Source organism: Paenibacillus sp. J45TS6 (assembly GCF_018403285.1).
In the GTDB taxonomy this organism is placed as follows: domain Bacteria; phylum Bacillota; class Bacilli; order Paenibacillales; family Paenibacillaceae; genus Paenibacillus.
Window position 1 is genome coordinate 514042 of sequence record NZ_BOSJ01000002.1, and the last position, 15993, is coordinate 530034.

The following is a 15993-nucleotide window of genomic DNA, read 5'->3' on the forward strand; positions in this document are numbered from 1 at the left end:
TAGTTCCAAATTTATCGTTTTTATGAGTTATGAAATTGATTATTCATGCAGCTTATATTCAAGAGACAGGTGCAGAATATGTGCTTTTTCTCTCCTAAAAGTTGTCGACAAGTATACAAATTGGCGATATGTCGAATGACAGAGATTTTTGTAAGCGCACTTATTTCTAAATAGAGGATTCCTCCTCTACTATAAATCCCATCAAAAAGGAGAACATTCATCATGGAAAGCATCTTTGGCCTTAGTCATACAGCAACAATGCTGGTATGGACTCTTCTCACTATCGTATTTTTAGTTGTACTTATTTCCAAATACCGATGGAATCCGTTTGTATCACTTTTGATTGCCGCATTAATTTTGGGCCTTCTCACAGGCATGAATACACAAGATGTTGTAACATCTATTACAAGCGGAGTTGGCGGAACGCTCGGCACGATTGCAATTGTGATCGGGCTGGGTACAATGCTAGGCAAAATGATGGCAGAGTCCGGCGGGGCAGAACGAATCGCCACTACTCTCGTTGATCGTTTTGGATTAAAACGGGTCCACTGGGCCATGATGATTGTTGGTTTTATTGTTGGTATTCCTGTATTTTTTGAAGTTGGTCTGATTCTTCTTATCCCGATTGTATTCACGGTAGCAAGAAAAACAGGTTTATCTATTCTGAAGATTGGGATCCCAATTTTGGCGGGTCTTTCTACTGTACATGGACTTGTCCCTCCTCACCCTGCGCCTATGATTGCTATTGAAGCATTCGGTGCTAACTTAGGACAAACCATTATGTATTCTCTCTTAGTGGGACTGCCGACTGCAGCTATTGCAGGTCCTGTATTTGCTAATTTTATTAGCAAGAGAGTCGATGTAGCTCCGCCAACCGAACTTGCAGAGCAATTTTCATTAAAAAGTGAACGTGAACTTCCTGGTTTCGGTATTACATTGCTTACGATTTTACTGCCTGTTATCCTGATGCTAGCTGGATCCATCGCACTGATTGTAGATCCGGAAGGTGTTCATGGTTTCTCTCATTTTCTAGAGTTTATTGGTAATGAGGTTATCGCCCTTCTTATTTCTGTCGTATTCGCTCTCTTTTCTCTTGGGTTTGCTCGGGGATTCAACAAAAATGAAATTTCCAAGTTTACAAGTGAATGTCTTGCGCCGACTGCAAGCATTATTCTGATCATCGGTGCCGGCGGTGCTTTTAAACAAGTACTTATTAATAGTGGTGTCGGTGCAGCTATTGCAGAACTCGCTACAAGTATGAATATCAATATCATATTATTTGCTTGGCTTGTTGCCGCTCTAATTCGTGTAGCAACAGGATCAGCTACTGTCGCGATGACCACTGCTGCTGGTATTGTTGCTCCTGTCCTCGCACTTTCACCAGGTGCTAGTGTAGAACTTGTGGTTCTCGCTACTGGAGCAGGATCCGTTTTCCTTTCCCATGTGAATGATGCGGGATTTTGGATGATTAAAGAATTTTTCAATATGACGGTACCTCAAACCCTTAAGACATGGTCTGTCATGGAAAGTTTACTTTCTGTCGTCGCACTTGTTCTGATTTTATTGTTAAGTATCGTTATTTAACTGCTACTCTTACCTCTATTATTGGTAATAGCTTATAGAAAGAAGGCCTCCAAATATGAACTCATATATGATCGGCATTGATATTGGAACGACAAGTACAAAAGCAGTGCTTTTCGAGAAAAATGGAATGGTTATAGCAAAGGCGAGTGAGGAGTATCCTCTTCTCACGCCTGTTCCTGACTCGGCTGTTCAGAATCCAGATGAAATCTTGTCTGCTGTAATCCATACGGTCAAAGCGGTGATGTCAGAAAGCGGGATCTTACCAGAGCAGGTTTTGTTCGCCTCTTTTAGCTCTGCTATGCACAGCCTAATTGCTATGGATGCAAGCGGACTTCCTCTGACACCATGTATTACATGGGCGGATAATCGAAGTAATGTATGGGCACGAAAATTAAAAGAAGAACTGAATGGACATGAAATATATCGTAGAACAGGAACACCCATTCATCCCATGTCCCCTTTATCTAAGCTCATCTGGCTAAAAAATGACCAAAAAAGTATTTTTGATCAAGCAGCCAAATTCATATCTATTCGGGAATACGTCACTTTAAGACTGTTCAATCAATATGTTGTAGACCATTCTATTGCTTCCGCTACCGGACTGTTTAATTTGCAGCAGCTGGATTGGGACCAAGAAGCACTGGAAATAGCCGGCATCACTCCCGAACAATTATCTCAGCTTGTTCCTACTACACATGTGCTGACAGGCCTTGATCCTCATTATGCAAAAGAAATGGGACTAAGCCCTTCTACTCCTTTTGTTGTAGGAGCAAGTGATGGTGTACTCTCCAATCTTGGTGTAGGGGCAATCCACCCGGGAGAGGTAGCAGCTACGATCGGTACAAGCGGTGCAATCCGTACCGTTGTAGATAAGCCGGTCACGGATGTAAAGGGCCGTACCTTCTGCTATGCCTTGACTGAGAATCACTGGGTTGTCGGAGGACCTGTGAATAACGGGGGCATGATCTTCCGTTGGGTACGTGATGAAATGGCCGCGTCAGAAGTAGAAACGGCAAAAAGACTTGGAATCAGCTCCTATGATGTACTCACCCGTATTGCTGAGCGAGTAGCCCCAGGAGCAGACGGACTCCTTTTCCACCCCTATTTATCAGGTGAAAGAGCTCCACTGTGGAATCCAGATGCAAAAGGATCCTTCTTCGGTCTTACGCTGCAACATAAGAAAGAACACATGATCCGCGCTGTATTAGAAGGTGTTATTTTTAATCTCTATACCGTTCTGCTTGCCATGAAAGAACAAATGGGACAACCAAGCCGAATTTTAGCTACTGGCGGATTTGCTCGTTCTCCGCTATGGCGGCAAATGATGGCCGATATTTTTGATCAGGAAGTTGTTGTGCCAGAGAGCTTCGAAAGCTCTTGTCTGGGTGCGGTGGTGCTTGGACTATATGCAACAGGCCATGCAGATTCTCTTGAAGTCGTTTCGAGCATGGTTGGAACAACACATGCTCACTCTCCTAATCAAGATCAGGTCGATATCTATCAAGAGCTGCTTCCGATTTTTATCCGTATCTCTCGTAAGCTTACAGAAGAGTATGAGGACCTGGCCAAGTTTCAGCGCAAATATATCTCTACTACCAGCTAAGTTCTCCTTTATTTATATAAAAATCAAGGAGCCGGTCATTTTGACCGGCTCTTTTTTGTCTGTTCGTAAATAAAATGTCGCCACATTTAGTATTGCTGGTTAGGGTCAACTTTCACCCCCATTTACAATTCCTTTTATTACGATTTTCAGTTATCCACAGAGAAAAGAAGCCTCAAGTGACTCTTAATCTTCCCTCTTATCCAACATCAACTGATCATTTATAAGCACAACCTGTGAATAAATGATTTCAGATTTTTAATGATCTTGTCGAAAACTAAACAATTTATAAACAATATGTAGTGTTGTGATTAAAAATTATACACAAGTTATTGAATTTGTGGATAAAATCCTGAGATACGTTGAAATATAAGACTTCTTTTGCTATGATTATATTGCTTTTGGATGTGAATAGATGTTTCAATCCATAATATTATCAACAGCCTGTGGATAAAGTTGTGAACAATTTTCCGTTGTTCCTTCTTTTTTTGTTTAGCGTCCTATGGACATTGGGGATAAATTCTACAATATAAATTTTTTTTCGACATTCCACTCATGGCACTGGGCCACATTTGGAAGATTAAAAGGAGTGACAGTCTGTGGACAGCCATACTTCCGAATTATGGCAGCAAATACTATCGATCATACAAACGAAGCTAAGCAAGCCTAGTTACGACACTTGGTTTAAAGCAACGAAGGCGACGAAACTGACTGACCAAACTATTGTGATTTCAGCGCCAACCACCTTTGCTGTAGAATGGCTGGAAAGCCGCTATACGAAACTTGTCGGTTCGACTGTATACGAACTGCTCGGAAAGCAAGTGGACGTAAAATTTGTTATAGAAGAAGACAAGACGGCTGAGCCGGATCCGCAGCAAGTATTCACTCCTCCTCCAGTAACTCAAGAGGAAGCTGTGTCTCACATGCTTAATCCGAAGTACACTTTTGACACGTTTGTCATTGGCCCTGGCAATAGGTTTGCACATGCAGCCTCACTTGCCGTAGCAGAAGCACCGGCCAAAGCATACAATCCTCTCTTCCTGTACGGTGGAGTTGGACTCGGCAAGACACACCTCATGCATGCCATTGGGCACTACATTTTGGAGCACAACCCCAGTAGTAAGGTTGTTTACCTCTCCTCGGAGAAATTCACGAATGAATTCATTAATTCCATCCGGGACAACCGTGGTGAGAATTTTCGGAATAAATACCGTAACGTAGACATATTGCTGATCGATGATATTCAGTTTTTAGCTGGGAAAGAATCAACACAAGAAGAGTTTTTCCATACGTTCAATGCACTGCATGAAGAACGTAAGCAAATCATTATTTCAAGTGACCGGCCTCCAAAAGAGATCCCAACACTAGAAGAACGATTGCGTTCAAGATTTGAATGGGGACTTATTACGGATATACAGCCTCCGGATTTGGAGACAAGAATAGCCATTTTACGCAAAAAGGCGAGAGCAGAGAATTTGGATATTCCAAACGAAGCCATGATGTATATTGCGAATCAAATCGATACAAACATCAGAGAACTTGAAGGAGCACTAATACGTGTGGTAGCCTACTCTTCTCTAACGAACCAAGATGTCACAACTCATTTAGCTGCAGAAGCTCTAAAGGACATCATTCCGTCAAGTCGGCCTAAAATTATTACGATTCAAGATATTCAGCAGAAAGTTGGAGAATACTACAACTTGAAGATGGAGGATTTTAAGGCGAGAAAACGGACAAAGGCCGTTGCTTTTCCAAGGCAGATTGCCATGTACCTTTCAAGAGAACTGACAGATTATTCTTTACCGAAGATCGGAGAGGCATTTGGGGGAAGAGACCATACAACGGTCATCCATGCTCACGAGAAGATATCACAGCTCATTAAAACCGATCAGGAGCTCTTTAAAGTTATCAACAGTATTATCGAAAAAGTTAAAAACCCAACTTGAACAAGTACAAAGCCTATGCACAATCTGTACACATGTGGATAGGCTTAATTTTATGTCATTTAAGGCACTTATCCACATATTCAGTGCCCCTATTACTATTACTACTCTTTTTAAAAGATTACTACACCAAATAAACTAAGCTTTCAGCTCAACAAATTGAACTGCAAAAAAGCTTAGTTTTAAAGTCTCTATTTTTAAAAAACCGATGAATTAATTTATGCCGGTATAGCTTTTTTTATAACCAACTTTTTAAGTTTGAATCATTTAATCGCAAGTTCCAGAGCTTCAAACCTCTCTTCAAAAAAAAGAATTCATTTTTCCAAGGAGTGTAACTATGAAAATCAGCATAATGAAAAGTTATCTGAATGATGCCATTCAGCAAGTATCTAAAGCCATTTCTAGCAGAACAACAATTCCGATCCTGAGCGGTATTAAGTTTGACGTTAACTATCAAGGCGTTACACTTACGGCAAGTGATACTGATATTTCAATTCAGTCTTTTATCCCTCTTGAAGAGGATGGAAAAAGTGTAGTTACTGTCGAACAAGCAGGAAGTGTTGTTTTACCTGCTAAGTTTTTTGTCGAAATTATTAAGAAGCTGCCTTCTCAAGAAGTCAAAATGGAAGTGAAAGAGAACTTCAACACCTACATCTCCGCTGGAGCAACAGAAATTCAGCTGGTCGGCCTTGATCCAGAGGAATTCCCTGTACTACCAAGCATTGAAGAGAACCAAACCGTCTCTATTCCTGGAGATTTGCTTAAAAATATGATTAAACAAACGGTGTTCTCTATTTCCACGCACGAAACAACGCCTATTTTGACAGGAGTTCTTTGGAGTCTTGCTGATAATGAGTTCAAATTTGTGGCAACAGACCGTCACCGTCTTGCTACACGCTCCGCTCACATCGAAGGAGCAGATGAGATTAAATTCCACAACGTGGTTATCTCCGGCAAAACACTGAATGAACTCAGTAAAATCGTACCTGATCAAAATACACTCGTTGATATTGTCGTTGCTGATAATCAAGTGTTATTCAAAATTGACCGTGTATTGTTCTACACTCGTATTCTGGATGGAACTTATCCTGATACTTCTAGAATTATTCCAACGACGTTTAAAACAGAACTGGTTTTGAATACAAAAAAACTAAGCGAGTCGATTGACCGGGCTTATTTGCTGTCTCGTGAGGAAAAAACGAATATTGTCCGCATGCAAACACTTGAAAGCGGCGATATTGAAATTTCGTCCAGTTCATCTGAACTCGGTAAGGTACGTGAGGAACTCGAGCTCAAAGAATTTAAAGGGGAACCTCTGAAAATTTCTTTCAACTCCAAATATATGCTGGATGTTCTTAAAGTCGTTGAAAGTGAAGAACTGATGATTTCCTTTACAGGAGTCATGAGTCCGATTATTCTGAAACCTATAGACAACAGCAATAGTCTTTATGTTATTTTGCCTTACCGTACAACCAATTAAGGCAAAAGTTATGCACATGAGAGGAAGTTTATCGTGAAAAAAATAGTTATCCACAGTGAATATATTAAGCTCGACCAGTTTCTTAAGCTGTCTGAATGTGTATCCACAGGAGGTATGGCTAAAGCACTTCTTCAAGATCAAGCGATCAAAGTGAATGGTGAAATTGAAGAACGTCGCGGTCGCAAGCTTTACCCTGGAGATCAGATTGAAGTTGAAGGGTCTGGCTCATTTGAGGTAGAAGCAAAGGCATAGGCAGCAGTAGGATGTGAACACCCGCTGCTTCCTCAAAGGGGCGAGGGGCAAGGGAGGATATAGAGCGTGTTTGTGACTGATATCGAACTAAAACAATTCCGCAACTATGAGTATTTGAAACTAGACTCTTTTGGTCCAGTCAATCTCATCATAGGACAAAACGCGCAAGGGAAGACAAATCTTGTTGAAGCCATTTATGCACTGGCTCTTACGAAAAGTCACCGTACATCAAAAGATAAGGAATTAATTCGCTTTGAGTCTGGCAGTGCAAACATCCGTGCACATGTGGATAAAAAATATGGCAAGATTCAGCTTGAACTTGCTCTTTCCCAACAAGGAAAGAAAGCAAAGATTAACGGACTAGAACAGCGAAAGTTAAGTGATTTTGTTGGAAGTTTGAATGTAGTTATGTTTGCACCAGAAGATCTCGAGATTGTAAAAGGGACACCGGGGGTTCGCCGCCGGTTCCTTGACATGGAGATCGGTCAGGTTGCTCCAGGATACATTTATCATCTTCAGCAGTATCAGAAAATTCTTGTTCAGCGTAATAATTTGCTCAAACAATTATACGGTGCTGGCGAGTCACAGCAAGTGATGCTGACCGTATGGAATGATCAGCTTGCAGAACATGGTGTTAAAATCGTAAAAAAAAGGAAACAATTCATAAAGAAGCTGCAAAAGTGGGCGGAAACGATTCATGAGGGGATCACAGGGGGGAAGGAAAAGCTTGAACTTGCCTATGTGCCTTCCTTTGCAGACCCTATGGAAGAAGATGAAGCTGTCTTATTGGATCGGTTTATGATAAAATTATCACAAACGAAGGATCAGGAGATTCGGCGGGGGATGTCCCTTACCGGACCACACCGGGATGATTTATCCTTCTTCATCAACGGACGTGAAGTGCAAACCTATGGCTCACAGGGGCAGCAGCGTACAACTGCATTATCCCTGAAGCTTGCAGAGATTGAACTGATCCGGGAAGAAATAGGGGAATATCCTGTTTTGCTTCTGGATGATGTACTTTCTGAACTGGATCCGTATCGTCAGACCCAGCTCATCGAAACATTTCAGAGCAAGGTGCAGACCTTTATTACCGCAACAGGCATAGAGACACTCAATACCAGCAAACTGAAGGATGCATACATCTATCAAGTTGACGCTGGTCATGTGGAACGTTAAGGAGAGGATCGGACAATGTATATTCACCTGGGCGGTGACAAGATTATCCGCTCTTCTGAACTCGTAGCCATTTTTGATATCTCTATTGAGAAATCTTCGAAGATTTCCAAACAGTATGTTACGTACGCGAAACAGGAGAAGAATATCGAACAGATTGGTGAAGAGGAAGCCAAGTCGATTGTTGTAACTAAAAGCACAGTTTACTATTCTCCAATATCCTCTGCTACACTCAAAAAAAGAGCGAACGTATTATCTGAAATATAAAAGCAATTATCCCACGAGTATCGTCACCTTGCTAACCGTTAGTAAGGAGGCGGTACTTTTATATCGCAGTCAGTTTTTTTATTTTATACACTCATATCAGCATCACTTGGATACACTCTAATCTTGAGAAGTAGGTGAAAGGCATGTCTATGAATCAACCGGCATATGATGCAGATGAGATTCAGGTCCTTGAGGGACTTGAAGCTGTCAGAAAACGTCCAGGGATGTATATCGGCTCTACCAGCGCAAAAGGCTTGCATCACCTCGTGTGGGAAGTCGTGGACAATAGTATCGATGAAGCACTAGCGGGTTTTTGCGATCAGATTGATGTTACCATTCATGAAGATAACAGCATTACCGTTGTTGATAACGGACGGGGAATTCCCGTAAGTGAACAGGCCAAAATGAAAAAGTCAGCGCTTGAGGTCGTAATGACCGTACTTCATGCTGGCGGTAAGTTTGGCGGCGGAGGATACAAAGTCTCGGGTGGTCTTCACGGGGTAGGTATTTCTGTCGTGAATGCATTGTCGAGTAAAGTCGTGGTTACCGTAAAAAGAGACGGGCACGTCTACAGACAAGAATATCAACGCGGTGTTCCTCAGTATGATGTGAAAGTAATCGGAGATACAGAAGAAACAGGAACAACGACTACCTTCTATCCCGATCATGAAATTTTTACAGAAACCACTGAATATGATTACAATACGTTGCTCACTCGGATTCGTGAACTTGCATTTCTTAACAAAGGAATTGGGCTTCGAATTACCGATGAACGTACAGGAGTTTCTAACTCTTTTCATTACGAAGGCGGAATTAAGGAGTACGTTCAATATCTGAATAATAAAAGAGAAGTACTCCATGAACAGCCGATCTATGTAGAAGGACAGAGAGAGAGTATTCAGGTGGAAGTAGCATTACAGTACAATGACAGCTACGCCGAGAATATCTACTCTTTTGCTAATAACATTAATACACATGAAGGCGGTACTCATGAGTCTGGATTTAAGAGTGCCTTGACACGCGTAATCAATGATTATGCGCGGAAGACCGGTATTATTAAGGACAATAACAGCAATCTTACTGGTGATGATGTACGTGAGGGACTCACAGCGATTATCTCGGTTAAGATTCCTGAACCTCAGTTTGAAGGACAGACCAAAACGAAACTTGGTAATAGTGAAGTTCGGGGCGTCGTGGAATCCTTATTCGCAGAAAAACTGCAGGAGTTCCTGATTGAGAATCCTTCTACTGCCCGCCGTATTCTAGATAAAGCGCTCCAAGCATCCCGAGCACGTGAAGCGGCTCGGAAAGCAAGAGAGATGACTCGCCGTAAAAGCGTACTAGAAGTAAGCTCTCTGCCAGGTAAACTGGCCGACTGCTCTTCCAAAGATGCTTCCATCAGCGAACTGTATATTGTAGAGGGTGACTCTGCGGGGGGATCTGCAAAGCAAGGACGGGATCGTCACTTCCAGGCGATTTTGCCGCTGCGTGGTAAGATTCTAAACGTAGAGAAAGCAAGACTGGATCGTATCTTGTCTAATGCGGAGATTCGCGCTATTATCACTGCTCTTGGAACAGGGATTGGCGATGATTTCGATATTGAAAAAGCACGTTATCACAAAGTCATTATTATGACAGATGCTGATGTCGATGGTGCTCATATTCGTACACTCCTGCTAACTTTCTTTTACCGCTATATGCGTAAAATTATCGAAGCAGGATACGTATATATTGCTCAGCCGCCGCTTTTCAAAGTAGAGCGTAATAAAACGATCCGTTATGCAGGTTCAGAAGCAGAACGTGATGCCATTATTCGTGAGTTCGGCGAAAATGCAAAAGTTAACGTGCAGCGCTATAAAGGTCTTGGAGAGATGAATGCAACACAGCTTTGGGAAACGACAATGGATCCAGAAAGCCGTACGATGTTGCAAGTATCCATAGGCGATGCTATGTTAGCTGATACAATGTTTGATACCCTTATGGGTGATAACGTTGAACCACGTCGTGACTTTATCCAAGAAAATGCTAGATACGTTAAGAACCTTGACGTATAGTATCTAATAAAAAGAGAAGAGGCCAGTTTGGCCTCTTTTTTATATCTATTTTGTTGATTTCGATTTGGGTGCTGGCTTAAGTCTGCCATAGGCAATGGCGTACTTTTTGATTTTACGATAGATGCTTTTATCGGGCAGATAACCAAACACATAGAGACCTGGAGAAGTATTCACTTCAAGAATCCATGGTTTAACTTGGCCATCAAGAGCAATATCTAGTCCAATTTCTTTAATGCGCGGGTAGGTCTTTTCCATACATTTTGCTGTTCGTACCCCTAGCACAAAAAGTTCTTTTTTTAAATTTGCCGTCTGAGCTTTGGTGAGATAGGGCATCATTAGTTGCTCAAAAGATACGATGCGTCCCCCGCCATTGATATTGGTTATAATTTTTCCTTTTGCTGCTACTTTACCTATTATTCCTGTAGCTTCCCAATTTCCGCTCAAATTACGCTGGACCATCACTCGTAAGTCAAAAGGGCGTTGCTGATATTTCAGGAGGGGGATTCCTCTTTGGACAAGATAAGATTTTCCCAAGGTTCGTTTAAGAATTGCTTTATGCAGGTCAGCGATAGAGCAATACAGCTCTTTCTTTTTTACATAATGAAGTTTATATGGCGCCTTAGTTACATCTTCACTGCTTGGCTCATCCGTGTTGTCCGTAGCTTCAGAAGTACGTTCAATCCTCATAATTCCTTTTCCATGGGTACCCTGTTCTGGCTTAATATAAACTGTTCGGTAGATTTGGCACATTTGTTCTAATGCAGTAAGACTATATTTTCTCGTTTCAGGATGGAAGGGGGCAATATATTTATCTTTCAAAAGGACCATCATCTTTTTCCACTTACTTGAAACTTTCTGGATACTCACAAAAAACCTCCTCTACTGTGAACACTTCATTCATTTCCACTTCCACATAAAATTGATTTGCGCGTTAGAGTACTGAGGGAAATCCATAGGACAAGGACTAAAAACAGTGGTATAATAGAGGAATATGGCGATTCCTGTGGACTCAGGTGAAATCCTGTAGGAAATGGTGGCATCTGCATTAATACAATGTATTCCTTAGCTGTGAAATAGGAAGGGCACTTCCCTAGGAGCGGCATGGATATGTAGAAATAGAGCAGGTTTAATAATGCTCTTTTTGTAAAGGCTTATGTAATAGGATAGATGTCAATTTAGGAGTACTACAGTCGTGTTAGGCTATAGTTATATAAAGATTAAACGTAAGGCAGCTTAACAATGTGGTTTTGATAGACTAGAAGGAGGTCCAGCATGGCGGATCAAAATAACTCGCAAATTAAAGACCGTGATATAGGCGTGGAGATGCGTGAGTCCTTTATGGACTATGCGATGAGTATCATCGTCAGCCGTGCTTTGCCTGACGTTAGGGACGGGCTTAAGCCGGTTCACAGACGTATTTTGTATGCAATGTCAGAGCTCGGCATGGCACCGGATAAACCTTATAAGAAATCTGCAAGGATCGTCGGTGAGGTTATCGGTAAGTACCATCCTCATGGTGACTCTGCTGTATATGAAACAATGGTGCGGATGGCTCAAGATTTCTCGCTACGTTATATGCTCGTTGATGGACACGGTAACTTCGGTTCCATTGATGGAGATATGGCGGCAGCTATGCGTTACACGGAAGCACGTCTTTCCAAGATCGCAATGGAGATGCTTCGTGATATCAATAAAGATACCATTGATTTTCAGCCAAACTATGACGGTGAGGAACATGAACCTATCGTACTTCCGGCCAGATATCCGAACCTTCTGGTAAATGGGGTAGGTGGTATAGCCGTAGGTATGGCTACCAATATTCCTCCGCATAATTTGGGTGAGGTTATTGATGGCGTACAAGCAATGATCAAAAATCCAGAGATTACATCTCTGGAACTGATGGATTATATTCATGGACCAGACTTCCCAACTGCAGGATATATCCTGGGTAGATCGGGTATCAGACAGGCTTATCAGACAGGCCGCGGTTCTGTCACAATGCGAGCTAAAACAACGATTGAAGAAGTGAATAATAAAGCACGAATTATTGTGCATGAAATTCCTTATCAAGTTAATAAAGCACGACTTGTAGAAAAAATTGCAGAACTCGTTCGTGACAAAAGAATCGAAGGTATTACAGATCTTCGAGATGAATCAGATCGCAGCGGCATGCGGATTGTTATTGAACTTCGCCGTGATGTAAATCCGAATGTAGTACTGAACAATTTATACAAGCATACTTCCATGCAGTCTAATTTTGGTATCAATATGCTGGCTATCGTAAATAACGAGCCGAAAATACTGAATTTGCGCGAAGTGTTGTATCACTACTTGCAGCATCAGATTGTTGTTATTCGCCGCCGTACAGAGTTTGAATTGCGTAAAGCAGAGGCTCGTGCGCATATTCTCGAAGGTCTACGAATTGCTCTTGATCATATCGACGAGATTATTGCACTTATTCGTGCTTCGGCAACGACGGAAGCAGCAAGAGAAAGCCTGATTAATCGTTTCGAATTAAGCCATGATCAAGCGCAGGCAATTCTCGATATGCGTCTGCAACGACTCACTGGACTGGAACGCGAGAAGATCGAGAATGAATATAATGAGCTTCTAGCTAAGATCACGGAGTTTAAAGAGATTTTGGCGAATGAGCATCTTGTTCTTCAAATCATCAGTGATGAGCTGCAGGAGATTAAGGATCGGTTTGCTGATGAGCGTCGTACCGAAATTACGGTTGGCGAGGAGAGCATTCTTGATGAGGATCTTATTCCTCGTGAAGATGTGATCGTTACAATCACTCATACAGGGTACATCAAGCGCTTGCCGGTATCGACTTATCGATCTCAGAGACGGGGAGGACGCGGCGTTGTTGGTATGGATACGAAGGATCAAGATTTTGTTGAACATCTTTTCGTATCGAATACCCATAACTATCTCATGTTCTTTACGGACAAGGGGAAAGTATACCGTCTCAAAGCTTATGAGATCCCTGAATTAGGACGTACAGCAAGAGGAACCCCAATTATTAACCTGATTCAGATTGAACAGGGAGAAACGGTGAATGCCGTTATTGAGGTTGAAGAGTTCGAGAGCGATAAATATCTGTTCTTTGCTACGAAGCAAGGGGTAGTGAAAAAGACACCGCTTGAGGATTATATAAACATACGTAAGGGCGGCCTAATTGCTATTCATCTTCGTGAAGATGACTCGCTTATTGAGGTAAAACTGACGGATGGAAAACAAGAAATGATCATGGGTACAGCACAAGGGATGTCTATTCATTTCTCTGAGAGTGATGTTCGCTCCATGGGCAGAAGTGCTACTGGCGTGAAGGGGATTACTCTTGATCCTGACGACATGGTTATTGGTATGGATATCATTGATCCAGATCAAGAAGTGTTGATTGTTACGGCTAATGGTTATGGTAAGCGTACACCAGTTGGTGACTATCGTATTCAGACTCGTGGCGGTAAAGGGATCAAGACGATCAATGTTACGGAGAAGAATGGTCCTGTTGTGAGCCTCAAAGTTGTAAAAACAGAAGAGGATCTCATGATTATTACAACCAGCGGTACACTGATTCGCATGAGTATGGAAGGTGTCTCTACAATGGGACGTTATACTCAAGGGGTTAAGCTGATTCATACTCGTGATAATGATTCTGTAGCGACAGTTTGTCGAACAGATAAGTCTGAAGAGAATGATGAAGAAGACGGTGAATTCGATAACGAGGGTAACATTGCTGGAGCAGGTGAAATGTCTGATACAGATACGGATGCAGAAGAGAATGTAACGGATCAAACGGATATAGACACGAGCAGTGTGGAATCGGAAGAAGAATCCGAAGAAGAATAATTGGAAAAGAGTCTCCTGTCATGGGAGGCTCTTTTTTCATATAGAGCAGGGAGAGAGCAATAACCATCTTTGTAATACCAATATACACACCAACAAAAAAGGTATATAATGTAAAAACATTATAATTTTAAAGTAATAAGAACGGAGCGGTAGTAAAAATGGCGTTGATGTCGATCATCGATTTAAAACCAGGAGCTAAATTAGTTAAAGATGTTCATACACCTTTAGGGGGATTGCTGCTTCCCAAAGGAAAAGTAATACTTCCGCGTGATCTAGATATATTGCGTGCTTTTCTCATTCAGACGGTAGATATCGATAGTAATCAGACTAAACAAAACAATTCTTCACCACCCCAAGATAGTAAGAAACAAGAAATAGAACAGAAGAGGGAAGAAGACGCTCAGTTCGAAGAAATTGTACGATCAGCTGAACTCACATCATTTGATGAAGAATACGATAAAATGATAACACTAATTAAGAAAGCTTTTAATGGAGCTGGAGCATTTGATATTCCGATATTCGAGCTTCGTACCCAACTAGAAATTTTGATTTTACATATTAAGAAATACCAAGTTCTTTATTTTGTACCTTCTTCTATTAAGAAAGAAGAATATATGTTTCACAATGGAGTACTCACCGCTTTAACATCCTACTTATTAGCTCAGTGGTGTAAGTTGCCCTCAAAAGATTGGGTCCAAGTAGCTCTTGCGGGTCTGCTGCACAACATAGGTAATAGTAAAATCGATCAATCATTAATAATGAGTCCTAATCTCTTATCTAATTTAGAGGAAGAAGAGGTACGCAAACATACAACATACGGATACAATATCCTTAAGCAAGTAAAGGCAATTAATGATGGGGTAAAACTTACTGCCCTGCAGCATCATGAGAAGATAGACGGATCTGGCTATCCACTTAAACTGGTTGGTGAACAAATTCATCTTTATGCTAGAATTGTAGCTGTGGCTGATATCTTTCATGCTATGACTTTGGATAAGCCATATAAAGAATCACAGTCACCATATTTGGTATTAGAACAGATATTACTTGAGTCATTTGGAAAACTTGACCCCAAAATCGTACAGATTTTTATTCGGAGAGCAACACAGTTCCATCAAGGAACGATCGTGCGCCTAAGTGATGAAAGAATAGGTGAAATCATTTTTACAGATCGAGATCATCCAACTCGTCCTATGGTTTCTGTAGAAGGAACGATTGTTAACCTAGTAGCGCAGAGGCAGCTATATATTAGAGAGTTAATACAAAAATAAATATTATAGAAAACCCCTGCTTTTCGGTTGTATAATAGCAGGGGTTTTCTAATCTAAAAAGAAGTCTAAATAGAATCAAAATTTTTTCTCAAAAAAAGACTTGCATAATTTTTATCAGCATGGTATATTCTAATTCCGGCCAAGAAGTTAGCCAGTAAGCAACACACTGAATAACCAAGTTTCATAAAACGAAGTTGAAATACTTTGAAAAAAATCTTGCATTTCTGAACCGGACATGATATGATATAAAAGTTGCTGACGTCGAGAGTTGTTAGCGAGATTGATCTTTGAAAACTGAACAACGAGGAGTTTTATGTAAGTAAAACTCGTGAGTGAATCAATACAAATTTAATTTGTTGGTCATAACAAATTGAATAGAGAACGTTAAGTTCTCGTCAGCATTTTCTAAATGAGCTTATCGCTCTTTTCAATAACTTTATTGGAGAGTTTGATCCTGGCTCAGGACGAACGCTGGCGGCGTGCCTAATACATGCAAGTCGAGCGGAGTCGA

11 protein-coding genes and 1 rRNA gene are annotated in these 15993 nt (G+C 41.3%); 11 read left to right on the forward strand and 1 reads right to left on the reverse strand.

Annotated features, from left to right (window positions below):
• Positions 1-222 precede the first annotated feature (222 nt).
• The 8 genes from KJS58_RS05010 (at position 223) to gyrB (ending at position 10356) form a co-directional block, all read left to right on the forward strand.
• A complete protein-coding gene (locus KJS58_RS05010; protein ID WP_213530989.1) occupies positions 223-1584 on the forward strand; it encodes a GntP family permease in 1362 nt (453 codons plus the stop codon).
• 55 nt (positions 1585-1639) lie between these two features.
• On the forward strand, positions 1640-3187 hold the full coding sequence (gntK, locus tag KJS58_RS05015) for a gluconokinase (protein WP_213530991.1): 1548 nt from the start codon (positions 1640-1642) through the stop codon (positions 3185-3187).
• Positions 3188-3783: 596 nt separating this feature from the next.
• Positions 3784-5130, forward strand: a complete 1347-nt coding sequence (gene dnaA, locus KJS58_RS05020; RefSeq protein ID WP_160035495.1) for a chromosomal replication initiator protein DnaA — start codon at positions 3784-3786, stop codon at positions 5128-5130.
• Positions 5131-5464: 334 nt separating this feature from the next.
• A complete protein-coding gene (gene dnaN, locus KJS58_RS05025; RefSeq protein WP_213530993.1) occupies positions 5465-6607 on the forward strand; it encodes a DNA polymerase III subunit beta in 1143 nt (380 codons plus the stop codon).
• 33 nt (positions 6608-6640) lie between these two features.
• Positions 6641-6859, forward strand: coding sequence for a S4 domain-containing protein YaaA (yaaA, locus tag KJS58_RS05030; RefSeq protein WP_283771240.1), 219 nt, complete (start codon positions 6641-6643; stop codon positions 6857-6859).
• A gap of 66 nt (positions 6860-6925) precedes the next feature.
• Positions 6926-8038 (forward strand): DNA replication/repair protein RecF, encoded by a 1113-nt coding sequence (recF, locus tag KJS58_RS05035; RefSeq protein ID WP_213530995.1) that lies wholly within the window; start codon positions 6926-6928, stop codon positions 8036-8038.
• Between the two features lie 15 nt (positions 8039-8053).
• Positions 8054-8302, forward strand: a complete 249-nt coding sequence (gene remB / locus KJS58_RS05040; RefSeq protein WP_191802346.1) for an extracellular matrix regulator RemB — start codon at positions 8054-8056, stop codon at positions 8300-8302.
• A gap of 143 nt (positions 8303-8445) precedes the next feature.
• Entirely contained in the window at positions 8446-10356 is a 1911-nt protein-coding gene (gyrB, locus tag KJS58_RS05045; RefSeq protein WP_213530997.1) for a DNA topoisomerase (ATP-hydrolyzing) subunit B, read from the forward strand.
• 45 nt (positions 10357-10401) lie between these two features.
• On the opposite strand, the gene KJS58_RS05050 is transcribed toward gyrB, so the two are convergent.
• Positions 10402-11223, reverse strand: a complete 822-nt coding sequence (locus KJS58_RS05050) for a YheC/YheD family protein (RefSeq protein WP_213530999.1) — start codon at positions 11221-11223, stop codon at positions 10402-10404.
• 405 nt (positions 11224-11628) lie between these two features.
• On the opposite strand from KJS58_RS05050, the gene gyrA reads away from it, so the two are divergent.
• From gyrA to KJS58_RS05065, 3 genes are all read left to right on the forward strand, one after another.
• Complete coding sequence (gene gyrA / locus KJS58_RS05055; protein ID WP_213531001.1) at positions 11629-14211, forward strand: DNA gyrase subunit A; 2583 nt, start codon at positions 11629-11631, stop codon at positions 14209-14211.
• 158 nt (positions 14212-14369) lie between these two features.
• Positions 14370-15482: an HD-GYP domain-containing protein gene (locus KJS58_RS05060; RefSeq protein WP_213531003.1), complete on the forward strand. Its 1113-nt coding sequence runs from the start codon at positions 14370-14372 to the stop codon at positions 15480-15482.
• Positions 15483-15918: 436 nt separating this feature from the next.
• Positions 15919-15993, forward strand: a 16S ribosomal RNA gene (locus tag KJS58_RS05065); the annotation flags it as partial.

Coding starts and splice junctions, on each gene's coding strand:
- KJS58_RS05010 (WP_213530989.1), top strand. CDS start 223: ATGGAAAGCATCTTTGGCCTTAGTCATACAGCAACAATGCTGGTATGG.
- gntK (WP_213530991.1), top strand. CDS start 1,640: ATGAACTCATATATGATCGGCATTGATATTGGAACGACAAGTACAAAA.
- dnaN (WP_213530993.1), top strand. CDS start 5,465: ATGAAAATCAGCATAATGAAAAGTTATCTGAATGATGCCATTCAGCAA.
- remB (WP_191802346.1), top strand. CDS start 8,054: ATGTATATTCACCTGGGCGGTGACAAGATTATCCGCTCTTCTGAACTC.
- gyrB (WP_213530997.1), top strand. CDS start 8,446: ATGTCTATGAATCAACCGGCATATGATGCAGATGAGATTCAGGTCCTT.
- gyrA (WP_213531001.1), top strand. CDS start 11,629: ATGGCGGATCAAAATAACTCGCAAATTAAAGACCGTGATATAGGCGTG.
- KJS58_RS05060 (WP_213531003.1), top strand. CDS start 14,370: ATGGCGTTGATGTCGATCATCGATTTAAAACCAGGAGCTAAATTAGTT.